The sequence below is a fragment of the Alteromonas sp. G5_S2_22_S1 genome, from assembly GCF_054968525.1.
Genome location: NZ_JBQKUJ010000003.1, coordinates 296,939 through 323,758, shown reverse-complemented (window position 1 = coordinate 323,758; position 26,820 = coordinate 296,939). Strand labels below are relative to the sequence as shown.

Annotated in this window: 28 protein-coding genes; 26 read left to right on the top strand and 2 right to left on the bottom strand. The window is 46.2% G+C overall.

What is annotated here, in order from left to right; all coding sequences use genetic code 11:
- The first annotated feature begins 145 nt into the window (after window positions 1-145).
- From fliL to ppnP, 25 genes are all read left to right on the top strand, one after another.
- The gene (gene fliL / locus ACTRWF_RS05790; protein ID WP_012517670.1) at window positions 146-685 is read left to right on the top strand and encodes a flagellar basal body-associated protein FliL; all 540 of its coding nucleotides are present in this window, start codon (window positions 146-148) and stop codon (window positions 683-685) included.
- 27 nt (window positions 686-712) lie between these two features.
- Entirely contained in the window at window positions 713-1,771 is a 1,059-nt protein-coding gene (gene fliM / locus ACTRWF_RS05785; protein WP_012517671.1) for a flagellar motor switch protein FliM, read from the top strand.
- A gap of 17 nt (window positions 1,772-1,788) precedes the next feature.
- Complete coding sequence (gene fliN, locus ACTRWF_RS05780) at window positions 1,789-2,196, top strand: flagellar motor switch protein FliN (protein ID WP_012517672.1); 408 nt, start codon at window positions 1,789-1,791, stop codon at window positions 2,194-2,196.
- A gap of 28 nt (window positions 2,197-2,224) precedes the next feature.
- Entirely contained in the window at window positions 2,225-2,677 is a 453-nt protein-coding gene (gene fliO, locus ACTRWF_RS05775; RefSeq protein WP_012517673.1) for a flagellar biosynthetic protein FliO, read from the top strand.
- A complete protein-coding gene (gene fliP, locus ACTRWF_RS05770) occupies window positions 2,670-3,425 on the top strand; it encodes a flagellar type III secretion system pore protein FliP (RefSeq protein WP_012517674.1) in 756 nt (251 codons plus the stop codon). The genes fliO and fliP overlap by 8 nt, the downstream gene beginning before the upstream one ends.
- An 8-nt stretch (window positions 3,426-3,433) precedes the next feature.
- Entirely contained in the window at window positions 3,434-3,703 is a 270-nt protein-coding gene (gene fliQ / locus ACTRWF_RS05765) for a flagellar biosynthesis protein FliQ (RefSeq protein WP_012517675.1), read from the top strand.
- A gap of 12 nt (window positions 3,704-3,715) precedes the next feature.
- Window positions 3,716-4,495, top strand: coding sequence for a flagellar biosynthetic protein FliR (gene fliR, locus ACTRWF_RS05760; protein WP_012517676.1), 780 nt, complete (start codon window positions 3,716-3,718; stop codon window positions 4,493-4,495).
- Window positions 4,496-4,583: 88 nt separating this feature from the next.
- Window positions 4,584-5,708, top strand: a complete 1,125-nt coding sequence (flhB, locus tag ACTRWF_RS05755; protein WP_015066483.1) for a flagellar biosynthesis protein FlhB — start codon at window positions 4,584-4,586, stop codon at window positions 5,706-5,708.
- 189 nt (window positions 5,709-5,897) lie between these two features.
- Window positions 5,898-7,997, top strand: a complete 2,100-nt coding sequence (gene flhA, locus ACTRWF_RS05750; protein WP_015066484.1) for a flagellar biosynthesis protein FlhA — start codon at window positions 5,898-5,900, stop codon at window positions 7,995-7,997.
- A gap of 29 nt (window positions 7,998-8,026) precedes the next feature.
- The gene (gene flhF / locus ACTRWF_RS05745) at window positions 8,027-9,460 is read left to right on the top strand and encodes a flagellar biosynthesis protein FlhF (RefSeq protein WP_015066485.1); all 1,434 of its coding nucleotides are present in this window, start codon (window positions 8,027-8,029) and stop codon (window positions 9,458-9,460) included.
- 5 nt (window positions 9,461-9,465) lie between these two features.
- Window positions 9,466-10,332 carry a MinD/ParA family protein gene (locus ACTRWF_RS05740; protein ID WP_012517680.1) on the top strand — a complete coding sequence of 289 codons (867 nt, stop codon included), beginning with the start codon at window positions 9,466-9,468 and terminating at the stop codon, window positions 10,330-10,332.
- Window positions 10,329-11,060 carry an RNA polymerase sigma factor FliA gene (locus ACTRWF_RS05735; RefSeq protein ID WP_015066487.1) on the top strand — a complete coding sequence of 244 codons (732 nt, stop codon included), beginning with the start codon at window positions 10,329-10,331 and terminating at the stop codon, window positions 11,058-11,060. Before ACTRWF_RS05740 ends, ACTRWF_RS05735 begins: the two co-directional genes overlap by 4 nt.
- Before the next feature lie 36 nt (window positions 11,061-11,096).
- Window positions 11,097-11,480 carry a chemotaxis response regulator CheY gene (cheY, locus tag ACTRWF_RS05730; RefSeq protein WP_012517682.1) on the top strand — a complete coding sequence of 128 codons (384 nt, stop codon included), beginning with the start codon at window positions 11,097-11,099 and terminating at the stop codon, window positions 11,478-11,480.
- 34 nt (window positions 11,481-11,514) lie between these two features.
- Window positions 11,515-12,270 carry a protein phosphatase CheZ gene (locus tag ACTRWF_RS05725; protein ID WP_015066488.1) on the top strand — a complete coding sequence of 252 codons (756 nt, stop codon included), beginning with the start codon at window positions 11,515-11,517 and terminating at the stop codon, window positions 12,268-12,270.
- 12 nt (window positions 12,271-12,282) lie between these two features.
- Window positions 12,283-14,538, top strand: coding sequence for a chemotaxis protein CheA (locus ACTRWF_RS05720; protein ID WP_015066489.1), 2,256 nt, complete (start codon window positions 12,283-12,285; stop codon window positions 14,536-14,538).
- Between the two features lie 28 nt (window positions 14,539-14,566).
- Complete coding sequence (locus ACTRWF_RS05715; RefSeq protein WP_348681049.1) at window positions 14,567-15,697, top strand: protein-glutamate methylesterase/protein-glutamine glutaminase; 1,131 nt, start codon at window positions 14,567-14,569, stop codon at window positions 15,695-15,697.
- Window positions 15,698-15,725: 28 nt separating this feature from the next.
- Window positions 15,726-16,490: a ParA family protein gene (locus tag ACTRWF_RS05710; RefSeq protein WP_015066491.1), complete on the top strand. Its 765-nt coding sequence runs from the start codon at window positions 15,726-15,728 to the stop codon at window positions 16,488-16,490.
- Window positions 16,491-16,497: 7 nt separating this feature from the next.
- Window positions 16,498-17,313 (top strand): chemotaxis protein CheW, encoded by an 816-nt coding sequence (locus ACTRWF_RS05705; RefSeq protein WP_012517687.1) that lies wholly within the window; start codon window positions 16,498-16,500, stop codon window positions 17,311-17,313.
- A 17-nt stretch (window positions 17,314-17,330) separates the two neighbouring features.
- On the top strand, window positions 17,331-17,822 hold the full coding sequence (locus ACTRWF_RS05700; RefSeq protein WP_012517688.1) for a chemotaxis protein CheW: 492 nt from the start codon (window positions 17,331-17,333) through the stop codon (window positions 17,820-17,822).
- A 59-nt stretch (window positions 17,823-17,881) separates the two neighbouring features.
- A complete protein-coding gene (locus ACTRWF_RS05695; RefSeq protein WP_012517689.1) occupies window positions 17,882-18,316 on the top strand; it encodes a DUF2802 domain-containing protein in 435 nt (144 codons plus the stop codon).
- A 167-nt stretch (window positions 18,317-18,483) separates the two neighbouring features.
- Entirely contained in the window at window positions 18,484-19,422 is a 939-nt protein-coding gene (gene metA / locus ACTRWF_RS05690) for a homoserine O-acetyltransferase MetA (RefSeq protein ID WP_015066493.1), read from the top strand.
- A gap of 3 nt (window positions 19,423-19,425) precedes the next feature.
- Window positions 19,426-20,493, top strand: coding sequence for a homocysteine S-methyltransferase family protein (locus ACTRWF_RS05685; RefSeq protein WP_012517691.1), 1,068 nt, complete (start codon window positions 19,426-19,428; stop codon window positions 20,491-20,493).
- 9 nt (window positions 20,494-20,502) lie between these two features.
- Window positions 20,503-23,127, top strand: coding sequence for a methionine synthase (gene metH / locus ACTRWF_RS05680; protein ID WP_462835230.1), 2,625 nt, complete (start codon window positions 20,503-20,505; stop codon window positions 23,125-23,127).
- 38 nt (window positions 23,128-23,165) lie between these two features.
- Window positions 23,166-23,756, top strand: coding sequence for a DUF938 domain-containing protein (locus ACTRWF_RS05675; RefSeq protein ID WP_071953176.1), 591 nt, complete (start codon window positions 23,166-23,168; stop codon window positions 23,754-23,756).
- Window positions 23,757-23,780: 24 nt separating this feature from the next.
- Window positions 23,781-24,065 (top strand): pyrimidine/purine nucleoside phosphorylase, encoded by a 285-nt coding sequence (gene ppnP / locus ACTRWF_RS05670; RefSeq protein ID WP_015066495.1) that lies wholly within the window; start codon window positions 23,781-23,783, stop codon window positions 24,063-24,065.
- 62 nt (window positions 24,066-24,127) lie between these two features.
- On the opposite strand, the gene ACTRWF_RS05665 is transcribed toward ppnP, so the two are convergent.
- The gene (locus ACTRWF_RS05665; RefSeq protein WP_462835229.1) at window positions 24,128-25,015 is read right to left on the bottom strand and encodes a LysR substrate-binding domain-containing protein; all 888 of its coding nucleotides are present in this window, start codon (window positions 25,013-25,015) and stop codon (window positions 24,128-24,130) included.
- Between the two features lie 17 nt (window positions 25,016-25,032).
- On the bottom strand, window positions 25,033-26,001 hold the full coding sequence (locus tag ACTRWF_RS05660; RefSeq protein ID WP_015066497.1) for a hydrogen peroxide-inducible genes activator: 969 nt from the start codon (window positions 25,999-26,001) through the stop codon (window positions 25,033-25,035).
- 158 nt (window positions 26,002-26,159) lie between these two features.
- Between ACTRWF_RS05660 and ACTRWF_RS05655 the strand changes: the two genes are divergently transcribed.
- Window positions 26,160-26,813 carry a carbonic anhydrase gene (locus tag ACTRWF_RS05655; protein WP_012517697.1) on the top strand — a complete coding sequence of 218 codons (654 nt, stop codon included), beginning with the start codon at window positions 26,160-26,162 and terminating at the stop codon, window positions 26,811-26,813.
- Window positions 26,814-26,820 lie beyond the last annotated feature (7 nt).

The window sequence follows — 26,820 nt, the reverse complement described above, 5'->3', positions numbered from 1 at the left end:
ATGTAATTATCAATGAGTGCCTTGCAAAACCTGTAAATTGCTTTCTAACTTCTTAGATAAAGATAAGCATATACAAACAATGGCATTGCCATTTTTGAAGGAACCTTGATAATACGCTTTTTCTAGGACTACTGACGAGTTACACATGGCTGATGAAGAATTACAAGTAGAAGACGGCGGTAAAAAGAAAGGCAAAATGATGTTGATCATTATCATTGCTGTCGTTCTTGTTGGGGGCGGAGCTGCCGCTTATTTCCTACTGTTCGCAGGTGGCGATGAGCCCGCGGCTGAGCAGCTTGCTGAAACTGATGCTGCAGCCGCAGCCGCTACCGCACCAGCCGCTGGCCCAGGAAATGCCGAAATGGGCACCGCACTTTATGTTGCTATGCCTCGCCCCTTCGTTTTTAACGTACCTGGGTCGGGAAGAGACCGCCTCGTGCAGATAAAGGTTCAGCTATTGGTACGAGGTTCTGACAATGAAGAGTTAGCGAAAACGCACATACCGCTTATCGAAGGTACATTGCTACAGGCATTTAGCACATCTAATGCAGACGATTTGGTCACTGAGGCGGGCAAAATAGAACTTCGCGAGCAAGCGGTAAGTGAAGTCCAAAAAGCATTAAAAGACATTACGGGTAGCGACGTGGTAGAGCGCGTATTGTTTACTGGTTTTGTCATGCAGTAATGCATTGATTTGGTAAGGTAGAAGACGGTGAGTGATTTATTATCTCAAGATGAAATCGATGCCCTATTACACGGGGTAGATGATGTAGAAGAGGAAGAGGTTGGCGATAGCGACTCTGATGCTTCTACGCTCGAGTACGACTTCTCCTCGCAAGACAGAATTGTGCGTGGGCGAATGCCTACGCTCGAAATTGTGAATGAACGCTTCGCGCGCCATATGCGGGTGAGTTTATTCAACATGATGCGCCGCTCTGCTGAAGTATCGATTAACGGTATTCAAATGATTAAGTTCGGCGAATACATCCATACGTTATTTGTTCCGACCAGCCTAAATATGGTGCGCTTCCGTCCCCTTAAGGGAACTGGGCTCATTACCATGGAAGCGCGTCTTGTTTTTATTTTGGTAGACAACTTCTTTGGTGGCGATGGCCGCTATCATGCAAAAATCGAAGGCCGAGAATTCACGCCTACGGAACGTCGTATTATTCAGATGCTGCTTAAAATCATTTTCGAAGATTATAAAGAAGCATGGGCGCCGGTCATGGACGTGTCTTTCGAATACTTAGATTCGGAAGTCAACCCGGCAATGGCAAACATTGTAAGCCCCACCGAAGTAGTGGTTATCAGCTCGTTTCATATAGAGTTAGACGGTGGTGGTGGCGACTTCCACGTGTCGTTGCCATACTCAATGCTAGAACCGATACGCGAACTGCTAGACGCCGGTGTTCAAAGCGATAAAGAAGATACGGACTTGCGCTGGAGCAAAGCGCTTCGCGACGAAATTATGGATGTGAAAGTGGCATTAACTACCCACATGTTGGATGTCGATGTGCCTTTACGCGATGTGATGGAGTTTAAGCCAGGCGATATAATTCCGGTGGAAATGCCCGAAACTATCACAGTGCTAATCGAAGATTTACCTACGTTTAGGGCTAAGTTAGGCCGAAGCCGAGATAACTTGGCGCTTAAAATAGTAGAAAAAATTGCAAGACCGACTTCAGTGAAGTCTGAGCTACAGTTATTAACCCGCGGTGGGCGCATTATAGATAATGACGCAGAACTGCAAGTACTCGAAGAAGACCTGTAAGGTAGAGGGGAGTTCCCATGAGTGAAGATGGTATGGACGATTGGGCTGCGGCCATGGCCGAGCAAGCCGAATCTGAAGCTGATCAAGAAGCCGGTGACAACGAAGATGTTCAGGTTGCCGAACTTGACGAGTTAACCGACGATGCGCCGATCACCCAAGAAGAAAAGAAAAAGCTTGATACGATCCTAGATATTCCCGTGACTATTTCAATGGAAGTAGGTCGTAGTCAAATAAGTATCCGAAATCTGCTACAGTTGAACCAAGGGTCTGTGGTGGAGCTGGATCGTGTTGCCGGTGAGCCATTAGATGTATTAGTAAATGGCACGTTGATTGCTCATGGTGAAGTAGTAGTGGTCAACGACAAATTCGGTATTCGATTAACGGATGTTATTAGTCAAATTGAGAGAATCAAGAAGCTCAGATAAAACTTCTTATATACTAAGGGGTTGCGCCTTGCTGCCCCTTTTATTTAGCCAGCTAGCTGTCGCTCAGTCGACCCAGTCAATTACCAATCCCACGTCCGTACTGTCAATTTTCCTATCTTTGTTGCTGGTTGTCGGCGTTATTTTTGCGTTAGCCTATGTTATGCGTCGATTTAATGTCACTGCGATGGGAAACAACCAAATGAAAGTGGCGGCGAGTATGGTGGTGGGGACCAAAGAAAAAATAATGGTCATTCAGGTGGGCGATGAGCAGCACCTAATTGGCATCACCGGTCACAACATTTCTCATCTAAGTAAGCTTGAAAAAAATCTCGATATACCTGCTAAAGGGATGAGCAAGTCAACCGGTGAACAAGAAAATGGAGCCGATGCTTTTAAGCAAAAGCTCGTAGCGGCGATGGCGGGTAAACTCAACCCTAATATGGATAAGAATAAACCGAAGGAAGAATCGAGCGATGCGTAAGTTTGCCTGGCTACTTTTAACCCTGCCATTACTTTTATTTGTAGAGCCAGTGTATGCGCAACAGGGCATCTCAGCGGTTACAGTTACGACAAATCAAGATGGCTCTCAAGACTACACCATGACACTACAAGCGCTGTTCATTATGACGGCGCTCAGTTTAATACCCGCCTTTATCATGATGATGACGTCGTTCACACGGATTATTGTGGTGTTGTCCATTTTGCGTCAGGCAATCGGTTTACAGCAGTCACCGTCGAACCAAATACTCATTGGGGTAAGCTTATTTCTCTCTATGTTTATCATGGCGCCGGTGTTTGAAGAAGTGAATGAGCGGGCTTTACAGCCCTACCTCAATGAACAGCTTACAAGTTTAGATGCACTGGAACAGGCAAAGGGCCCTATGCGCGCTTTTATGCTTTCCCAAACCCGTGTTAAAGATTTAGAGACCTTTGTACGAATAGCGGGAGACGAGGGAAAATACGCTGATACAGATGAAGTGCCGCTGACTATTCTTATTCCAGCCTTTGTAACCAGCGAGCTTAAAACCGCCTTTCAAATTGGCTTTATGCTGTTTATTCCGTTTCTTATTATCGACTTGGTTGTAGCTTCAATATTGATGGCTATGGGTATGATGATGCTATCCCCCATGATTGTATCTTTACCTTTCAAACTCATGTTATTCGTACTGGTGGACGGCTGGAATCTCATTTTCGGCACACTCGCGACGAGTTTCGGTATGGGCGTCTAGGAGGGCTTATGTCACCAGAAGTCTTTGTAGAGATACTGCGAGAAGCCATGTTTATGGTAATCGTGCTGGTATCGGCGGTGATTGTTCCAAGCTTGATTGTAGGCTTGGTCGTCGCTGTATTTCAGGCCGCTACCAGTATCAACGAACAAACCATGAGTTTCCTGCCTCGCTTACTCGTTACGCTATTGGCATTGAGTTGGGGGGGGAACTGGCTGGTACAACAACTGATGGATTTCACCTTTAGAATGGTCGATATGATCCCTCAGGTTGTAGGCTAGAAGGTCTAATTCGTGGAAGTCGAACTCGCCACTATCAATCAGTTTCTTGCCGACATGCTCTTACCTTTTATGCGTATAAGCGGGCTGTTTGTAGCTATGATTGGCTTAAGTGCAAAGTCTATCCCTCCGCAGGTTAGGGCGCTTTTAGGAATAATGCTAACCCTTGTCATTATGCCGGTTGTACCTCCTTCACCTATTGAAAACTTAGTGAGTGTCGGTACCTTTTTAATTGTTATTCAACAATTACTGATAGGCATCGCTATTGGTTTTATTTCGATGATGGTATTGAACACCTTCGTGTTAGCAGGGCAGATCATCGCCATGCAAACCGGTTTGGGCTTTGCTTCGATTGTCGACCCGGTTAATGGTATTAACGTGCCGGCGGTCGGGCAGTTTTACCTTATTTTAGCGACCTTGTTGTTTTGGACACTCGACGGCCACTTGTCGATGATTCAAATGATAGTGATGAGTTTTGAGGCTTTTCCAATCGGCGAGGCGTGGTGGACAGGCGAACAGTTTCGCGATATTGCCCATTGGGGAGGCTGGATGTTCGTTTCCGCTATTACGCTTTCATTGGCGCCTATCGTCTCGCTGTTAATTGTTAATTTGGCCTTTGGTGTAATGACAAAAGCTGCGCCACAGCTGAACATTTTCAGCATTGGTTTTTCCATTGCTCAGCTAATGGGGCTGCTGATTATTTGGATAACGCTAGATAACTTTACTGCGCACTTTGAAACCCAATGGTTTAGGGCTGAACAGTTTATGTGTGAATTATTGAATATTTGTCCTTAGACAAGCAATACGCGTCGTTCGCAGAATATGGTATGACTGCGATCAGGTTAGGTGAGTAAACTCGTAACAGAGAAGAACAGACTCGAGCATGGCAGATTCAAGCGAAAAAACAGAAGACCCCACGGGGAAGAAACTCGATGATGCCCGAAAAAAAGGGCAGCTAGCCCGTTCCCGTGAACTATCTACCACCTTGGTGTTAATAGTCAGTGCCGTCATGTTTCTATTTGTTGGTGGCTGGATAGCGGAGTCGGTATTTAAACTTACCCGCAGAATGTTCATTTTATCTCGTGATGAAACCTATGATATCACCCACATGTTTGGCGCGTGGGGCGAGGCATTTTCAGCAGTGGGCCCTGCCGTACTGCTATATATGGTTGTCGCAATGATTGCAGGGATCTACGGCTCTATTGCCCTTGGCGGTTTTAACTTTACGTGGGAAGGGGCAAAGCCTAAAGGCTCTAAAATGAGCCCGATTCAAGGCTTCAAACGCATGTTTGGCACCAATGGCTTAGTTGAGCTTCTTAAGTCTATTGCAAAAGTAGTGGTTATTATCGGCATGGCCATTGGCGCGCTGCTGTTCTTTGAAGATGAAGCGCTGCATTTAGATATGGAGCTTTATCCGGGCAACCTGTTTCACGCTATGGACATACTTAAATGGGCTTTTCTCATTCTAGTATGTGGCATGATCCCCATCGCGCTCATCGATGTGCCTTATCAAATGTATAAGCACAACAAAGAAATGAAGATGACCAAGCAGGAGGTGAAAGACGAAAGGAAAAATGCTGAAGGCGACCCCATGGTTAAAGGGCGTATCCGTCGATTGCAGTATCAGTCTGCAACGAAAAGAATGATGCAAGAAGTCCCTCAAGCTGATGTCGTGGTGACTAACCCTACCCATTTTTCAGTGGCCATTAAATACGATGAAAAAGGAATTAGGGCACCTGTGGTTGTCGCAAAAGGCGCCGATGAGTTGGCCATGCATATCAGAAAAATAGCCACAGCGAATGATGTTCCGCTCATTCCTTCTCCTATGTTAGCGCGGGCAATCTTCTATTCCACAGAAGTGGATGATGAAATACCCAACGCCTTGTTTATGGCGGTAGCGCAAGTTCTCGCCCACGTGTATCAGCTTAAAGCTCACAGAGCAGGTAAAGGTAAACGTCCCAAGCCATTGAAACGGGATCTGCCCATCCCTCCCGAGTATCGCCGATAACACAGCCTTCCCCGCCAAGTTAGCATGAAAAAGATGCGGGAAAATGGACGGTTGTTAAAATAAGAAATGCCGTTAATTTAGGCAGTTAGTGCTGCTGCAGAAGGTGTTTGCTAAAGCTGGCACGTATGTTGAAACCCGCCTATCAGAATAGAATTAAGCGTCAATTTTCTGATAGAGAGACAATACGCAATGCAGTTATCCGGTTATCTTCAGCGTTTCGATAAAAATCAGCTGCAAAATTTCACCAGTGGTTTAGGCGCGCCTATCGTCCTCTTAGCCATAATGGGCATGGTTATTTTACCTATGCCGCCGTTCTTATTAGATGTGCTGTTTAGTTTTAATATTGCCTTGTCTCTGGTCATAATTTTGGTGGCAGTACTCACACAAAAACCTGTCGATTTCGGTATTTTCCCGCTTGTGTTGCTTATCGCTACAGTACTGAGACTGGCATTGAACGTAGCGTCTACCCGTGTTGTTCTGCTTTATGGGCACGAAGGGGGGGATGCTGCAGGTAAGGTTATCGAGGCCTTTGGAGCAGTGGTTATCGGTGGTAACTATGCGGTGGGTATTGTTGTTTTTGCTATTCTTCTAATTATTAACTTCAAAGTGGTTACCGCGGGTGCCGGGCGTATATCTGAAGTAAGTGCTCGCTTTACTTTGGACGCCATGCCAGGTAAGCAGATGGCAATTGATGCCGACTTGAACGCCGGCTATATCGACCAAGACCAAGCCCGTCAGCGCCGAGAAGAAATCACCGCAGAAGCCGATTTTTACGGCTCGATGGACGGTGCGTCAAAATTCGTAAAGGGTGACGCGGTCGCCGGTCTTTTCATTATGTTGATTAATATCGTCGGCGGGTTATTCATCGGCATGATCCAGCACGATTTGAATTTTGGTAGTGCTATTGAAATTTATACCATCCTTACTATCGGTGATGGGCTGGTTGCTCAAATACCTTCACTTCTGCTTTCTGTAGCGACCGCGATAATTGTTACTCGTGAAAACGAAACCCAAGAAATGGGTAAAGAGATCCGCGGACAATTAGGCAACACACAAGCGCTTTATATTGCATCGGGCGTGCTATTTGTGATGGGTATTATTCCAGGTATGCCCCACATTGCATTTTTAGGGTTCTCGTTTTTAATTGCGGGCGTTGCCTATTGGCAGACAGTTCAGCAAAAGAAAAAGGCTGCGGCACCGTCGGTCCCTGATAATGTGATGAAAGACGACACGGTGGCGCCAGAGGTTAAAGAGCTGGGGTGGGATGACGTTCAGCAGGTTGATACTATCGGGTTGGAGGTCGGCTATCGATTAATACCACTGGTTGATAAATCTCAAGGTGGCGAATTGTTGACGCGCATAAAAGGGGTGCGTAAAAAGCTCTCCCAAGAACTTGGTTTTCTTATTCCCCCAGTACACATTCGCGATAATTTAGATTTAGAGCCTAATACCTACACCATTGCTATGCTTGGCGTCACCATTGGCGACTCTGTTATCAGTCATGATGAAGAGTTGGCTATCAACCCCGGGCAGGTCTTCGGCAAATTAGAAGGTCGCGCCACCAAAGACCCTGCGTTTGGTTTAGATGCGGTGTGGATCAAGCCGAATAAACGAGAACACGCGCAAACCTTGGGGTACACCGTTGTTGATGCAGCTACCGTTGTGGCTACCCACCTCAGCCAGTTGTTAACTAACAATGCTTATCAGCTACTTGGTCACGAAGAAGCGCAGCAGTTACTCGATATGCTGGCTAAGCAGCACCCTAAATTGGTGGAAGGTTTAGTACCAGATATCTTGCCGCTAAGCACGGTGGTAAAAGTGCTTCAAACCCTACTATTTGAGGGCGTGCCTATTCGCGATATGCGCACTATTGTTCAAACCTTAAGTGAATACGGCACTCGCAGCCAAGACCCGGATGTATTGGTCTCTGCCGTTCGTATTGCGCTTAAACGTCTTATTGTCCAAGAAATTACCCAAGGGGCAAAAGAGATACCTGTCATAACCTTGGCGCCAGAGTTGGAACAGATGTTGCACCAGTCACTTCAAGCAGGTGGCGAAGATGGCGCTGGTATCGAACCAGGTTTGGCAGACAAGCTGCAAAAATCATTGCAGCAAGCCAGTCAGCAGCAAGAGTTAGAAGGAGAGCCTGCAGTACTCCTAACCTCTGGCATGCTGCGACCCGTTCTGTCTCGCTTCTTAAAGTATTCGGTTGTTGGGCTCCATGTGCTTTCTTACCAAGAAGTGCCTGACGACAAACAAATAAAAATAGTCAGTTCGGTCGGTCAATAATCTGACACTGGGTGATTGGAGAGGTTGCAATGAAAATTAGACGTTTCTTCGGCAAAGATATGCGTGAGGCGTTAAGCCAAGTTAAAGCTGAATTAGGCAGTGATGCAGTGATCATGTCGAACCGCAAAGTTGCCGATGGCATTGAGCTTGTTGCTGCCTATGATAAAGAGCCTGAAGCAAAACTCTTCACTCCTAAAACATCGCCTAAAGCAACCCCTAAAGCATCAGGTCAAAAAGCCGTGCCTAGCTTAAGTGAGATTATCGGTGATGATGGCCCCGACAGTTTAAAAGCTCTGTTAGAAAAGCAGCACGGCGGTAGTGCGCCTTCATCAAGTAATGCTTCAGCATCGCAGTCGCATTCAGCCAACCATAATCAGCCTATGTCTGCAAATGCGAGACATGCCAACGAAATTGCGTCACACCTTGATTTCTCAGAAGCCTTTATTGATGACGTAGAAAGCCAGCACCTTGCACAAGACGAAGGTAGAGCAACAACGTTTCCTGACCACCAAGCGTCAAGCTTAGACGAGGCACCCGTCTCTCAATCTGCAGAATTGGCGCAAATTAAAGAAGAGTTAGCGTCGTTGCGCGATGTTTTACAATATCAGGTTGCAGACTTGATGGAAGCAAAAAACAAGCGTCAAAAACCGGTACATCAATACTTGATTACCCGCCTAACGGATATGGGGTTAAGCAGTGCACTTGCCAGTCAGTTAATTAGCTATACACCAGCACACTATAATGAACGAGACGCATGGGTTTATCTTCTTAACCTATTGGCTAATCGCATAAATGTGACAGGAAACGATATACTTAGTGCGCAAGGTGCAGTTGCCTTAGTCGGACCGACGGGCACAGGTAAAACAACGACGGTTGCAAAACTAGCTGCTCGCTATGCACAAAAGTACGGTGCAGAGTCAGTAGCAATGATTACCATAGATACGTATAGAATTGCGGCCTATGAGCAGCTCGCGACATACGGAAAAATTATTGGCTGTACGGTGAGAAAAGCGCAGACTAGTGAAGAACTTGCGGATTTATTATTCCAACTTCGTCATAAGCGTCTAGTATTGATTGATACGGCAGGATTTAGCCAACGGGATAGCCGTTTAATTAAACAGATTAAGCAGTTTGATAATGGTCAAATGCCTAAAGTTAAAAAATATTTGGTAGCGCAGGCTAATACACAATATCCTGCCCTACAGCGCATTATTAAGGCTTATGATGATATCGAACTAAGTGGCTGTATTTTCACAAAGTTAGATGAATGCTACTCTTTAGGAGAGGTATTGAGCGCTGCAGTAGAATATCAACTGCCGGTTAGTTATGTCACCGACGGTCAGAAAGTACCTGAAGACATTAAGATTGCGGAGGCGAAATCTTTAGTTTCTGCCGCTGCAAAGCTTTATAAAAAGTACGGTTTGAATCATACTAGTGGCAACAACGCAATTAAAACAGCATAAGCAGTATGATTGACGACCAAGCGAGTAGCTTAAGAAAAATGAAGCAATCACGGTTAATCAAAGTTATCGCCGTCACCGGAGGTAAAGGTGGCGTAGGTAAAACAAATATTACGCTAAACACCGCTATCGCTATGGCGAAGCAGGGTAAGCGAGTTATGGTTCTCGACGCCGACCTCGGGCTGGCGAACGTAGACGTAATGCTAGGTTTACGGGTTGAGAAAAACCTTTCCCACGTGCTATCTGGCGAGTGCACACTTGATGAAGTGTTAGTCACCGGCCCCCATGGTATTAAAATTGCGCCTGCCACCTCTGGCACGCAATCAATGGCAGAATTATCGCCAACGCAGCACGCGGGTCTTATCAGAGCCTTTAGTGAATTGCGTTCGCAAATCGATGTACTTATCGTAGATACCGCGGCCGGTATTTCAGACATGGTGTTGAGTTTTTCAAAAGCTTCTCAAGACATCATGGTCGTGGTTTGCGATGAGCCCACCTCGTTAACTGACGCCTATGCCTTAATAAAGATTCTTAATCGTGAGCACGGTGTATTTCGCTTTAAAGTTGTGGCGAATATGGTTCGCGATGTACGGGAAGGTCAGGAATTATTTAGCAAATTAAGCAAAGTGACAGGGCGTTTTTTAGATGTTGCACTAGAATTAGTGGCAACCGTACCTTTTGATGAGAATATCCGCAAAGCCGTGAGAAAACAAACGGCTATTGTTGATGCGTATCCGGGTTCTCCCGCCGCTGTTGCTATTACTCAGCTTGCGAGTAGAGCCCTTACGTGGCCCATTCCGGCACAACCGGGCGGTCACCTAGAGTTTTTTATTGAACAACTCGTTGCAGAAAAAGCAGTAGGAAGTCAGCGTTGAACAGCAAGGCAGCCGCTTATCGTCAACAAACCGATAAATCGCAGTTAGTCGAACGACATGCGTCATTGGTTAAGCGCATTGCGCATCACTTGATGGCGCGATTGCCGGCCAGTGTTCTTGTTGATGACCTGATCCAGTCGGGTATGATTGGCTTGCTAGAAGCTGCGCGTAACTTCGACGGGTCGAAAGGCGCGAGCTTTGAAACTTTCGCAGGCATTCGCATTCGTGGTGCTATGCTAGATGAGATACGTAAAGGCGATTGGACCCCGCGTTCAGTGCATAGAAATGGACGTGCTATTACCGAGGCTATTTCGCAGGTAGAGAGCGAAACAGGCCGCGATGCGAGAGATTCTGATATTGCTGATAAGCTTAATGTAAGCTTGCAGGATTATCACCAAATGCTTAATGAGGTTAATGCGGGAAAGCTGGTAGGTATTGAAGATTTAGGTGTGTCGGAAGATGTAATTACTACTGAGCAGAGTAGAGGTAGTGATGCGCCGCTTGAAGATTTAATGCAAGGCGCGTTTCAAAAAGCGCTTGCCCATGCCATTACGACATTACCTGAACGAGAAGCAATTGTTCTTTCACTGTACTATGATGAAGAACTGAACTTAAGAGAAATTGGCGAAGTTCTTGATGTTAGTGAGTCAAGAGTCAGCCAAATTCACAGTCAGGCCATGTTAAAACTCAAATCACGAATGAAGTCGTGGCAAGCTGACGAAGAATAGAAATTAATAACAATTAACCCCTCATTGGAGGCTATTTTGGACAAAAGCATGAAAATTCTTGTGGTTGACGATTTTTCAACCATGAGACGTATCATCAAAAACCTGCTTAAAGATTTAGGTTTTTCTAACATCCAGGAAGCGGATGACGGAAGCACTGCATTGCCTATGCTGCAGCAAGGTGATTTTGATTTCGTTGTTACCGATTGGAACATGCCAGGAATGCAAGGTATCGATTTGCTGCGCGCAATAAGAGCCGACGACAAACTTAAGCATTTACCTGTACTAATGGTAACTGCAGAAGCGAAAAAAGAGCAAATTGTTGCCGCTGCACAAGCGGGCGTTAACGGCTATGTCGTTAAACCATTCACCGCTGCAACTTTAAAAGAAAAATTAGATAAAATTTTCGAACGTTTAGGTTGATCCAGACGCTCACCAGATAAATGAGGTTTACTGGATGACAACGAATGTAAACGTTCCAATTTCGTTAGAAGAGGCCAAACAGCTTGTCACCTATCTGGAAGAAGGTGACAACGCGTCTGCTAACGCTCTACTTGAAGCTGCCTCAATGAAGGAAAACGTTGAGCTATTTGCTGAAGTAGGAAAGTTAACGCGTCAACTCCATGACGCGTTAAATAATTTTCAAATTGACGACCGCATCAAAAACTTAGCTACCGACGATATTCCCGATGCACAATCCCGCCTAACCTACGTAATTGAAGAAACCGAAAAAGCAGCTAATACTACAATGGACGCTGTGGAAGCGAGTATGCCGATAGCGGAAATGCTGTCGGTGCGTATCGAAAAAGTGATGCCTGAGTGGAAAAAGCTCATGAACCGCCAAATCGAGTTGGGCGAGTTCAAAGCGTTATGTGCAGATTTAGACGAATTATTGGAAGACGGTTCGCTTCAGTCAGCTAAACTTACACAGTTACTTACCGAAGTATTGATGGCTCAAGGCTATCAAGACTTAACGGGTCAAGTTATCCGTCGCGTTATCGACCTTGTAAAAGAGGTAGAAGATAGCTTAGTTAATATGCTAACCATGTTTGGCGAGCGCGAAGGTGAAGAACAAACTAAACCATCTAGCATTAAGGCCGATAAGGTTGATGGTGTAGAGGCAGAAGGCCCAATTATTGACGCCGAGAAACGCGATGATGTCGTTTCTGGCCAAGATGACGTAGATGATCTTCTGTCTAGCTTAGGTTTTTAGGGGAGCGGGCGCATGTCGTTTGATGTTGACGAGGATATATTACAGGACTTTCTGGTTGAGGCTGGAGAGATACTTGAACAATTACAAGAACAGCTCGTTGATCTTGAGAACAATCCTGAAGATGCGGATTTGCTGAATGCAATTTTCCGTGGATATCACACAGTTAAAGGTGGAGCGGGCTTTCTTTCGCTCACAGAGTTAGTAGAAATTTGTCACGGTGCAGAAAACGTTTTTGACGTAATGCGCAATGGACAAAGAACCCTAACCCCAGAACTGATGGATATTATTTTGCAGGCCACTGACGTGGTGGTAGAGATGTTTGAGCGGGTTAAAGCTCGCGATCCACTCGAACCTGCAGATGCACACCTTGTCGACTTATTGCACAAATTAAGTCGCCCGGAAACGCCAGATGAAAACATTTTTGGCGCCTCTGAAGAGTCAGCCACTGCACCTGAGTCAGTTGTTGCGGAGCCTGAACTTGTCATTGAAGAACCTACAGCGCAAGTGCCTAGCGGCACAAGCGACGGTGGTATTGACGAAATAACCGAAGATGAATTCGAAGCGTTACTCGATGAACTTCATGGTTCAAATGCGCCAGGTCAATCTTCTTCAGCAAGTAAGCCATCAGTCGCGCCAGCATCACTTTCAGCACCCACGACACCGACCGCTGGCGGCGATAGCGACGATATCACCGACGAAGAATTTGAAGCGCTTCTCGACGATTTACACGGCAAAGGCCAGTTCGCAACTAGCGCTGCTCCTGCCTCTGAACCTAAAGCACCGGTAGCGCCCGCACCATCGAACTCAAGCAGCGATGAAGAAATTACTGACGATGAGTTCGAAGCACTTCTTGATCAGCTGCATGGTTCAGGTCAAGGCCCTACGCAACAAAGCACAGCGCCTATTTCACCTGAGCCACCAGTAGATAAAGCGGCGACTGAAGCTGTTCAGAAGGCTAAACAAGCAGCACCTGTTAAAGCTGCGCCTACGTCAAATTCAGCCGCACCATCTAAGCCAGGCTCAACCGCGAAACCCAAAGCGGCTAGCCCAGCGCCTAAGAAAGATGATAAAAAGGCAGCTGCCGCAGCCCCACCGGCTGAAACCACGGTGCGGGTCGACACTAAGCGTCTAGACCAAATTATGAACATGGTGGGCGAGCTAGTATTGGTAAGAAATAGGCTAATCAGCTTAGGCATAAACAGCAACGACGAAAGCATGTCGAAAGCCATTGCGAACTTAGATGTAGTGACTGGCGACCTCCAAGGTGCGGTGATGAAAACCCGCATGCAGCCTATTAAAAAGGTTTTCGGCCGCTTCCCCCGTGTTGTACGTGACCTAGCGCGAAGCTTGAAGAAAGAGATTACTTTAGAGCTTGTTGGTGAAGACACTGATTTAGATAAAAATTTAGTAGAAGCTCTGGCAGACCCATTAGTTCACTTGGTTCGAAATTCGGTCGATCACGGTATTGAAATGCCTGATGATCGCGCCGCTTCAGGTAAGCCTCGTATGGGAACGGTTAAATTATCTGCTTCCCAAGAGGGCGATCATATTTTACTTACCATCGAAGACGATGGTAAAGGGATGGATGCCGAAAAGCTCAAGGAAATTGCCATTAGCCGTGGCGTTCTCGATGCAGATGCGGCAGCGCGTATGTCAGACGTTGAGGCGTTCAATCTAATCTTTGCACCGGGCTTCTCAACGAAGACAGAGATCAGCGATATTTCTGGTCGTGGTGTCGGTATGGACGTGGTTAAAACCAAAATTAACCAGCTAAACGGTACCGTAAACATTGATTCTCAGTTAGGAAAAGGGACCAGGTTAGAAATAAAAGTGCCTCTAACCTTAGCTATTTTGCCTACGTTAATGATTGTTGTAGGAAAACAGACCTTTGCGTTACCATTAGGTGCGGTGAACGAAATAATAAACATGGACATCAAAAAGACCAACACGGTTGATGGCCAACTAACAATGATAGTTCGTTCAAAGGCAATTCCGTTGTTCTTCCTTGGCGAATGGCTAATTCGTGGCCCTAAAGATATTAATAGAGAAAAAGGGCACGTGGTTGTAGTACAAATTGGTACACAACAAGTTGGATTCGTCGTAGACGCGCTAATAGGTCAAGAAGAAGTGGTAATCAAACCTCTTGATGCTTTGCTTCAAGGCACGCCGGGTATGGCGGGAGCAACCATTACTTCAGATGGCGGGATTGCACTTATTTTAGATGTTCCGAGCCTGCTAAAACGGTACGCGCGTAAACCCATCAAGTAAGGCGATGAATTAATAGGAATAATAATCCATGGTCTTTAAAGTCCTAGTGGTGGACGACTCGACATTTTATCGTCGTCGAGTAAAAGAAATACTCGACGATGATAGAGAGCTTGAAGTTGTTGGGGAAGCAAGAAACGGGCGCGATGCCTTAGAAAAAGCAGAGGCACTTAAACCTGATGTCATAACAATGGATGTGGAAATGCCCGTAATGGACGGCATTTCGGCGGTAAAGGCTATCATGGAAAAACGGCCTACGCCGATCCTCATGTTCTCTTCGCTTACTCATCATGGAGCGCAAGCTACACTCGATGCACTAGAAGCCGGTGCACTCGACTTCTTGCCGAAAAAATTTGAAGATATTGCTCAAGATAGAAAAGATGCATCGCGCTTATTATGTACTAAAGTTAGGTTAATAGCGCGTCGAGGTATTGGCCTTAAGCGTCCATCTTTTAGAGCCACAGAAACAAGAAAGCTACCGGATAACGCACCCAAGCAGGCGTTTTTTAAAACATCGGGGTTACTTTCTGGCCATAAAGACGCGGCAAAACAGCCCACCGTCTCATCTGTAAGGGCGACGGGAAAGCAATATAAATGCTTGGCGATAGGTGCATCTACAGGTGGTCCTGTGGCGCTACAAAAAGTGCTGTCACCACTACCTGCAGAATTTCCATATCCCATTTTTCTTGTCCAACATATGCCGGGCACATTTACCACGGCATTTGCTCAGCGCTTAGATTCAAACTGCAATATAAAAGTAAAAGAAGCTGAGCATGGCGATATAGTGGAGCCGGGCCACGCTTATTTAGCGCCGGGCGGTAAACAGATGTTGTTAGAAACCATAGGCGCGAATAAGCGTATAGCTATTGTCGATGCAAGTGCGAGCGACAAGGTTAATTATAAGCCCAGCGTTGATTTAACGTTCAGCTCGCTGGCCAAAGCCTATGGGGGAGATGTATTAGGCGTCATTTTGACAGGCATGGGCGCAGACGGCAAAGAAGGGTGCCGCATGCTGAAGGACAAAGGTGCGACTATTTGGGCACAAGACCAAGACTCCTGTGTGGTGTATGGCATGCCCCAAGCCGTAGCCGCTGCTAATATATCAAGTAAAAGCATTAATATTGACGATATTAGCAGTTGCGTTCAAGCCGAAATGCGATAGCGGCTTGGACACTAACGGAATATAAATCATGAAAGTGTGGACAGTAGCGAATCAAAAAGGCGGCGTGGGAAAAACAACCACAACAGTAAGCCTTGGCGGGTTGCTTGCGCAACAGGGCAAGCGAGTGCTGATGATCGATACTGATCCTCACGCATCACTGAGTTATTATTTCGGCATTGACGCCGAAGCGACAAGTCATTCAGTTTACGACATTTTTATTCAATCAAACGCACTTTCTGCCGATAATGTAATGGACTGCCTTTGTCCCACTAAGTTGGACAACTTATATGTGCTTCCTGCCACCATGGCACTGGCTACATTAGACAGAACCATGGGTAGTGAACAAGGCATGGGCTTGGTGTTAAAAAAAGCGCTCGCCAAGATAGCAGATGAATTTGACGTAGCGATTATCGATTGTCCTCCCGTGCTAGGCGTATTGATGGTGAATGCACTCGCGGCATGTGACAAAGTTATTGTGCCAACGCAAACGGAATACCTAGCATTAAAAGGTTTAGACAGAATGATCCGCACCATGGAAATAATGGGGCGCTCTTTGAATAAATCATTTGATACAGTCATCATTCCCACTATGTTTGATAAGCGCACAAACGCAGCGTTAGCATCGCGCAAACGATTAATAAACGACTACGGAGAGCGTGTGTGGGAAGGGGTTATTCCCGTAGATACTCACTTTAGAGACGCCAGTTTAGTACAGCTGCCAATTTCGGCGGCGTACCCTAAAACTCGTGGTGTGTCAGCCTACGCAAAGCTGTTAGCCGTACTGGAGAATTAATACAAAAATGAGCAAGCAATCGCCTTTCGCCCGTGAAGAAGTGATGGAGGCCTACTTAGATAGCCTTCTCAAAGAACCAGAGACACCTGAAGATGTCACTGCGCGCACGGCTAAATTGCTTGAACAAGCGTCTCAACAGATGACTGAGTCGGCACTGACTCATGTAGACGAGTTGAAAACAGAGGCTGACTCTACGAGCGCTGACCCACAAACCGTAATCGCCGAAAAAGTTACCGCTTTTATCGAGACAGAAAAAGTAGAGGTTTCTGAAGACGAAGCGGCATCGGCAATAGAACCTCAAGTAGAGAGTCAAAATGAAACCGCGTTAAGTGACGCAAACAAAACAAAAATTCCACTAAAGGATACTCTCGGTTTTCGTTTTCAAGCGCTATTCTTTGAGGTCGCTGGTTTAACCTTGGCTGTACCATTAACTACATTAGGCGGCATTCATCAAATTGAAAAGATTGGGCCGCTGTTTGGCAAACCCGATTGGTTTATGGGTGTAATGTTGCATAGAGAGGCTAAACTAAATGTAGTTGACTCAGCTAAATGGGTGATGCCAGAAAAATATGATGAAAACCTCGCACAATCGCTCAACTACCGATATCTTATAATGTTAGGAGAGAGTGTGTGGGGCTTGGCAAGCGAAAAGCTTGTAAATACGGTCAATTTGACCTCCGATGACGTTAAATGGCGCGAGTCCACAGGTAAACGTCCCTGGTTAGCGGGGATGGTTAAAGAGAAAATGTGCGCGTTAATTGACGTTGAAGAATTAATATCTATGCTTAACAAAGGCTTAGGCAGTAACGACCAGACGCCATAGTATCGGGAGCCAGGTTCATGAGCGACGAAAGAATAAATAGCAATGCCACCGACAGTAACGACGAAGTCCTTCAATGGGTAACGTATCGCCTAGGTGATGAAACATATGGTATTAACGTAATGCAAGTACAAGAAGTATTGCGTTATACCGAGATAGCCCCAGTTCCCGGTGCGCCCGACTACGTATTAGGTATTATTAACCTGCGTGGTAACGTTGTGACGGTAATCGATACTCGCGCGCGTTTTGGTTTACCGCCAACAGAAATTACTGACAATACGCGTATCGTTATAATTGAGTCTGACGAACAGGTAGTCGGTATCCTTGTAGATAGCGTGGCAGAAGTGGTTTATCTGAAGTCTTCAGAGATTGATAGTGCCCCTAACGTGGGCACGGAAGAAAGCGCTAAGTTTATTCAAGGCGTGAGCAACCGAGACGGTGAACTACTGATACTTGTTGATCTCAATAAGTTGCTAAGTGATGAAGAGTGGGATGAGCTTAGCAGCATCTAAATAAATGAACGGGCGGCATGGTTAGTCATGCCTCCTGCGTTTCCCCAAGGGTTATATCCATGGATTGGCAGCTCGCTGCACCTACCGTGTTAGAAATTGTATTATGCGTTTTCATCCTTATACTTATCGTTGCTATAGGTGTAATTTACTCGCATGTATGTACACTTCGCGCCGCGCTAAATGATTGTGAAAATAAAAACGCAGAAGCTATTTTACGCGTAGAAGCCATAGCTAATAACGCCAATAATCAGCAAACTGAAGCGCAGGCAAGAACCCTTGTTATTACACGCCACCTGAAAGAACTAGAAGAAAAGCAAACCGATATTGAAAACCATGTTCGTGAGCTGAAGCTTCAAGACCCTTCACTGCGTCTATATCAACGTGCCGCGGAACTAGTGAAGCAAGGGGCAAGTATTGATGAAATCATTGAAGCGTGTGACATTCCGCGTGCCGAAGCTGAAATGTTGGTGATGGTGCACAAGCAACACAGCTAAAAACATTGGCAGAAGGTGATTAATCATTCCAATTCGCTTCTATCGACGAGAAAGTCCCTCCATTACGTTACTCAAAAAAAACGTTTAGACGTCTAGACGTAAAGATGTTGACATATTCCCAGTTATAGACACAATACGGGTATTGTAATTTATCACTGGAGCCCTCTATGCCAATTCGTATTCCTGAGCAGTTACCCGCACAGAATGTACTACTAGGTGAAAACATTTTTACCATGGACATGGACAGGGCGGCTAACCAGGATATTCGTCCTCTTGAAGTGGGTATTTTAAATTTAATGCCGAATAAAATTGAGACAGAAGTGCAACTGCTGCGTCTGCTCTCAAACACGCCACTACAGATAAATGTGGATTTGATCCGCATAGACAACCAGGCGCCCAAGAATACGCCTCAGTCGCACATGGACGCTTTCTACCATGACTTTTCGTCGGTGGCGAACAAAAAGTATGATGGCCTTATTGTTACCGGCGCCCCATTAGCGCTTATCGATTACGAAGAAGTGAAATACTGGGAAACCATGACCACTATTTTGGAGTGGGCGCAGCGCCACGTAAATTCGACGCTTTATCTGTGTTGGGCGGCCCATGCAGCCATGTACCATTTTTACGGCATTACCCGCGAACTGCGAGATGAAAAGTTTTCAGGGGTGTTTAAGCACAAAGTTAACGATCCAAATAATGAGTTATTAAGAGGCTTTGATCCGTCATTCTATGCCCCCCATTCACGCTACGGGCATATCGATACTTCGTTGTACAACAGTGTTGACGGGCTTAACGTGGTCGCAGAGTCTGATGAGGTAGGCGCCTATATTGTCGCCTCTGAAGACAAGCGCATGGTATTTGTTACCGGCCACCCAGAATACGACCCTGATACACTAAAAGACGAGTATTTACGCGACATTGCTGCCGGCCAAACACCGCCCATTCCGAAAAATTATTTTGAAGGAGACGACCCAGCCACGTCTCCCATTGTACAGTGGCGGTCGCACGGCAGCCTATTGTTTACAAACTGGCTGAATTATTATGTTTATCAGACCACGCCTTACGATTTAAGTCAGCTTGCTGAAAAGTCACAGCCAAAGAGGTAGCACGTGAGCAAAAATACAATATCTAGCGCGCAGACAACGCTTACAAAAGCCGCTAAAGAGCGCATTCTTATTCTTGATGGCGCTATGGGCACTATGATTCAGCGTCACAAATTAGAAGAAGATGATTACCGCGGAACACAGTTCTCAGATTGGCACTGTGACGTAAAAGGTAATAACGATATGCTGGTTATTACTCAGCCGGATATTATTTATCAAATTCACTGCGACTACTTCGAAGCAGGCGCTGATATCATTGAAACAAACACCTTTAACGCCACCACAATTGCTATGGCCGACTATGACATGCAGGCCCATTCGCGGGACATCAATGTGGCGGCGGCCAAGTTGGCCAGAAAAGCCGCTGACGAGTTTACTGCGAAAACGCCAAACAAACCGCGATTCGTGGCAGGCGTTTTGGGCCCAACAAATCGCACAGCCTCGATTTCGCCAGATGTAAATGACCCCGGTAAACGCAACGTAACGTTCGATGAACTTGTCGATGCGTACAGCGAGTCTACCGAGGCACTCATTGAAGGCGGCGTAGACTTAATCATGTTAGAAACTATTTTCGACACATTAAATGCCAAAGCCGCAGCTTATGCGGTGGAGTCGGTGTTTGAAAAGCTAGGTAAGTCTTTACCTGTTATGGTGTCTGGCACAATTACCGACGCTTCAGGGCGCACATTATCGGGGCAAACCGCCGAGGCATTTTATTATTCGATGCGTCACATCAGCCCGTTTTCTTTCGGGTTAAATTGCGCCCTTGGCCCCGACTTATTGCGTCAATACGTGGATGAAGTGGCGGCAATCAGTGAATGCTTTATTTCGGCACACCCCAATGCTGGCCTACCTAACGAGTTTGGTGAGTACGATATGGAAGGGCCAGAAATGGCCGAGCACATTAAAGAATGGGCGCAATCAGGGCTTGTGAATATCGTAGGCGGTTGCTGCGGTAGTACGCCAGACCACATTCGCGAAATCGCTAATGCGGTAGCGGGTATAGCGCCACGTAACGTACCTGCATTTGAACCTAAAATGCGTTTGTCAGGCCTAGAGCCGTTTGTACACTAGGAGGGCATTATGAGCGCAGAATTTTCCACATTTATTAATATCGGCGAGCGCACCAACGTTACAGGCTCCGCTCGCTTTAAACGCCTTATTCTTGAAGGTGATTATGAAACCGCACTTGATGTCGCTAGACAGCAGGTAGAAAACGGTGCCCAAATCATCGATATCAATATGGATGAGGCCATGCTTGATTCCAAGCAGGCTATGATCACCTTCTTAAACCTCATAGCTTCCGAGCCCGATATTAGCCGCGTACCCATCATGATTGATTCATCAAAATGGGAAGTGATAGAGGCGGGCCTTAAATGCGTACAGGGCAAAGCTATTGTTAACTCAATTAGCTTAAAAGAAGGGGAAGCGCTTTTTTTACATCAAGCTAAGCTCATTAAACGTTATGGTGCTGCAACCGTGGTTATGGCGTTCGACGAAACCGGTCAGGCCGACACCCAGGCCCGTAAAGTCGAGATTTGTCAGCGCAGCTATAAACTGCTGACTGAAGACATCGGTTTTCCGCCAGAAGATATTATTTTTGACCCCAACATTTTTGCTGTAGCTACAGGTATCGAGGAACATGATAACTACGCGGTGGACTTTATTGAAGCTACCCGCGAAATACGTAAAACCTGTCCGTACTCACATATCTCCGGCGGCCTATCTAATATCTCTTTCTCGTTCAGGGGTAATAACCCAGTACGAGAGGCCATGCATTCGGTATTTCTATATCACGCAATTCGTGCAGGTATGGATATGGCTATAGTTAATGCAGGCCAGTTAGAGGTATATGACGAAATTCCACCTGAACTTCGCGAAGCCGTTGAAGACGTGATTTTAAATCGCAGAAGTGATGCCACTGAGCGTTTGCTAGACATTGCACCTAACTATCAAGGCGACGGTAAGGCCGCAGTAAAAGAAGATTTAAGCTGGCGCGAACAAGACGTAAATAAGCGTTTAGAGCACGCCCTTGTAAAAGGGATCACCGACTATATCATCGACGACACCGAAGAGGCCCGACAACAGGCTGAACGTCCGCTACACGTTATTGAAGGGCCTTTAATGGACGGCATGAACGTAGTAGGTGATTTGTTCGGCGAAGGTAAGATGTTCTTACCTCAGGTCGTAAAGTCTGCCCGCGTAATGAAAAAAGCGGTAGCGCACTTACAGCCCTTCATCGAAGAAGAAAAATCAGACGATGCTAAGAGCAACGGTAAAATTCTACTAGCAACGGTAAAAGGCGACGTTCACGATATCGGTAAAAACATTGTAGGTGTGGTACTACAGTGTAATAACTTTGAAGTTATCGATTTAGGCGTGATGGTACCAGCCGCCACTATTTTGCAAACCGCCAAAGACGAAAACGTAGACATGATTGGCCTGTCGGGGCTGATTACCCCATCGCTTGACGAAATGGTGCATGTTGCGAAAGAAATGGAGCGTCAGGGTTTTGAAATTCCGCTGCTTATTGGTGGGGCAACCACGTCTAAAGCGCATACTGCCGTTAAAATTGAGCAAAATTACCACGCCCCTGTTTCCTACGTACCTAATGCCAGTCGAGCGGTGGGTGTTTGTCAGCGCTTACTTAATAAAGCGTCCCGTGACATCTACGCCAAAGAGTTAGCGAAAGAGTACGAAACAGTGCGCGAGCAGCATGCCCGTAAGAAGCCTCGCAGTAAGCCTGTCACGTTAGCGCAGGCTAGAGATAACGCGTTTAAGCCCGACTTTAACACGCTGCCTGTAAAACCTGCGACATTAGGTGTAACCCCTGTTACCGCTGATTTAGCGACACTGCGCAATTATATTGACTGGACACCGTTCTTTTTGACCTGGTCTTTAGCGGGTAAGTATCCTCGAATACTTAACGATGATGTAGTCGGTGAGCAGGCGCAGTCGTTGTTTAATGATGCCAACGCCATGCTAGATAAGATCATTGAAGACAACACGCTTCAAGCGAAAGGTGTTATAGGGCTATTCCCCGCCAATCGCGTGGGCGATGATGTAGAAATTTATAGCGATGAATCGCGCACAAAAGTAAGCGGAGTAGGCCACCACCTTCGTCAACAAACGCTTAAAGACAAGTTCGCTAACTACTGCTTAGCCGACTTTGTGGCTGAAAAGTCGAGCGGTATTGAAGACTATGTAGGCGCTTTTGCGGTCACGGGGGGCATAGGTGAAGATGAGCTGGCTGATAGTTATATTCAAGCGGGTGACGACTACAATGGCATTATGGTAAAAGCCGTAGCCGACAGGTTAGCCGAAGCTTTTGCTGAATATCTTCATGAGCAGGTACGTAAACATTACTGGGGTTATGCAAAGGACGAAGCGCTAAGTAACGAAGCGCTCATTCGCGAAAAATATCAAGGTATTCGCCCGGCTCCAGGTTATGCAGCCTGCCCAGAACATACTGAAAAGCAGCTTATTTGGGATTTGTTGTCTGTTGAAGCGCATACGGGGATGAAGCTCACCGAAAGCTATGCGATGTGGCCCGGGGCGTCAGTTTCTGGTTGGTATTTCGCGCATCCTGACGCTAAGTATTTCGCGGTTGCTAAAATTCAAGGCGACCAAGTAGAAGACTACGCTAAGCGCAAAGGTTGGACGCTAGAAGAGGCCGAGAAGTGGCTTGGTCCTAACTTAAGTGACTAGCGTTGGCTAATAAACAGGTAAATAAACAGGTAAAAAAGATGCAATGCGAAAAGCCATTTAGCCAAGCCTGTGAAAATAACAAGCGCGCCATTTTAGGCGTGCTTGAACGCACGTTTGCGAATTGTAAGCAGGTGTTGGAAATAGGCAGTGGCACAGGTCAACATGCGGTGTTTTTTGCCGAACATTTACCCCATCTAATATGGCATACCAGCGACCAGCCTCAGTATCACTCGGGCGTACAAGCATGGCTTGCTGAGGCTAGTTTAGATAACATAAGCGCGCCCGTGGCGTTTACTGTGGGACGCGATGACTTTCCTCATATTGACGTGGACGGCGTGTTTACTGCGAATACTGCGCACATTATGCAAAAAGAAGAGGCAAAACTTCTGATGGAGTTGATTGCCTCGAACCTGCCGCAAAACGGTGTTTTTTGTCAATACGGCCCTTTTACTCACAGTGGTAAATTCACTTCACAGAGTAACCAAGCTTTCCACTTGTCGCTGATAGAAAGAGGCTACGGTGGTTACCGAGATATTGACGAGCTTACCGCTTGGGCAGGCGAGTTGAGCTTAAAAGAAGTGATCGACATGCCCGCTAATAATCACATGCTCATTTGGCAAAAGCGCTAAATGGCATTAATCAAAGGAGTAGCTATGAGCTTTAAAGTAAACCATTATTTCGACAACAAAGTGAGCTCGATTGGGTTTGAGTCTGCGAACGGACCTTGTACATCAGGTGTTATGTCACCCGGTGAGTACACTTTCTCAACCTCACATAAAGAGCTAATGAAAGTGGTAGAAGGCGAGCTTGTTGTCAAGCTACCAAAAAGCGACGAGTGGCAATCTTTTGTAACCGGTACGAGCTTCAATGTGCCTGCCAATGTATCGTTTGATGTGAAAGTTTCTACACCCACCGCTTATCTTTGCTTCTACAGCTAACACCAATAAAGAATAAAGGTGGCGCTGGGCTTGGCTGTTACGCCGGCTCAGCCGAAACGTTCTCAAGGCTTATTCGCCTGAGACAACGCTATAAAATCGTCAACAAAGCCCAACACGTCTTGGGCTTTTCTATGCCCTAAATAAAGGGTTTTTGATACGCCTACCTCTCCAAGTGAGCGATAAGTGAGCAGATCTCGCTCCTTCGATTCATCAATTAGCCACTTTGGCAGCGCTGTTACTCCACGCCCGGCCGCCACCATTTGCAGGATAATTTCTGTGGTTTCAATCGTTTTGTGTTGCCTAACTGTGCAGTTAGCCGGCGTAAGAAAGTGGGTGAATATATCTAGCCTGCTAAGTTCTACCGGATAGGTAATAAGCGTTTCGTTAGACAGATCTTGTGGCTTTATAAACGGCTTATCAGCGAGCGGGTGATGTTTGTCCATAACCAGTACCTGCTCGTATTCAAACACCGGCGTATAAGCAATAGTATCAAGAGACAAAGGGTCGGGAGTTAGCAAAATATCTATGTCGTAGCCGTGTAGTGCTTGAAGACCGCCAAATGAAAAAGCGCGGCGAACGTCTACATCAACATCGGGGAACGCTTTTAAAAATGGTGCAACCACCTTTAAGAGCCACTCGAAGCAAGGGTAGCATTCCATTCCAATTCGCAAAATACCTTGTTTGCCATCGGCAAACCTACGCAACTGCGCCTCTGTGTGTTCAAACTGGGGCAAAACACGATGGGCCAAACCCAGCACACTTTGCCCCGCTTGTGTAAGCGTTAACCGTCGACCTTCTTTTTTCCAAAGAGGAACCTCAAAATGGGCTTCCAGTTTTTTCATTGCATGGCTTAACGCAGACTGCGTTAAAAAGAGTGATTTCGCCGCTTCGGTCATTGTGCCTTCGGCATCAATCGCTCTCACTATTCGTAAATGCTGTCTATCAATCATAATGTGTCACAACGATACTAACGGTTGAGGGCATGTTTGGGTGTATCATTCACAATCGTTACCGCATTGGAAAGACGAGTTTCAATGATTTCTTTAATGATAATTGAGATTTCCCTAAAAGTTTTTCTGCCCGGTGCTGTATTTCTCCACGCCAATGAATGCTGACGCTCAATAGGCATATCTGCAATTTCACACACGTGTAATGCCTCAGGTTTATGTAACTCAGAGTGAATATACAAGCCGGGAAGAAAGGCCACCCCCATTCCCATCACGACCATTTGGCGTAGTGTATCAAGGCTGGTACCTTCATAATCGCGCTGCAAATCTGCGCCAATTTCATCGCAAATACGTTGTACTTGATGGTGAAAGTGGTGTCTGTCTTCCAAAGTCAGTACTTTTTCACCGGTTATTTCTTCTGGTCTAACGAACGCTTTACCTGTTAATTTGTGATCAGAAGGCGTCACAAACTTTAAAGGTTCTTTAAACAGCGGTTGCGTGATGAGCTGTGAATTTTCGCCAGAAAGGGGCGATAGAATAAGATCGTACTCCCCCCGCAATAAGCCGTGTTGCAGGGCGCTTGGTGCCCCTTCACGAACATAAAAACGCAGGCCAGGCTTGCGCTTGTGTAAATCGGGTAAAACAAACGGTAACAAATAAGGGCCAAGAGTAGGCGGGATCCCCAACCGGTATGTCACCACTTCACCTTCCGACAAGTCCCGGGCTATCTCGCTGAATCGCTGTGATGCTTGCAGCACCTCTTCTGCTGCGTCTAACAGCGCTTTACCCTGCGGCGATAATAAGGTTCCCGTGCGAGAACGCTCGAACAGCGTTAGTCCAAGGTGTGTTTCTAACGCATTAATTTGGCTGGTCAGCGTAGGCTGACTAATACCAAGAATTCCCGCAGCCTGCCTAAAGCTTAAATATTTCGCCACAGCCACAAAATAGCGGATTTGGTTAATTGACGGGCTTTTTCCGTTAAATTGCATGGTGTATTTACCCTTCTCTTACTAACCTTAGTAGTAGTGCTGTTTGTAGGGTGATAGTATTTAGCTATCGCGAGTTAGTATATTAAACTATTAATCTATCAGGTGAAACTGGCGTAATTACATAATCATTACAATTATTAAAAAATTGGGAGTTTTATATGGATCACGTTATCTCAGGTGTTGCTAAATTCCAAAAGGAAGTTTACCCGAATAAGAAAGCGACGTTTCAAAAGCTGGCTAACGGGCAAAATCCTGAAGTGCTTTTCATCACGTGTTCAGATTCACGTATTGACCCGAACCTAGTTACACAAACCGACCCAGGTGAACTTTTCATTTGTCGTAACGCGGGCAATATTGTTCCTCCGCACAGCAACCAAACAGGTGGAATGACAGCGTCTATTGAATTTGCAGTGGCTGCTTTGGGTGTTTCACATATTGTTGTGTGTGGTCACACTGACTGCGGCGCAATGAAAGGTGCGATTAACCCTGCTGGTCTAGACTCGCTACCTCATGTTAAAGAGTGGTTGGGCCATTGCCGTGTTGCCACAGACGTAGTTAAAGAGCGTTGTGGTCACGATGAACTTTCTATTGACGATTTAGAAGCGGTAACGAAAGAGAACGTAGTACAGCAGATTCAACACCTACGTACGCATCCTGCGGTAGCTGCAAAAATTGCAACCGGTCAGGTTAAACTTCACGGTTGGGTGTACAACATTGGCACTGGTGAGGTGCTTTATTATAACACCGAGTCGGGTGAGTTTGATGTCATGGACGAGTCTACTGCAGAAGCGCAACTTGCGCGCTCCGAATAAGGCTCAT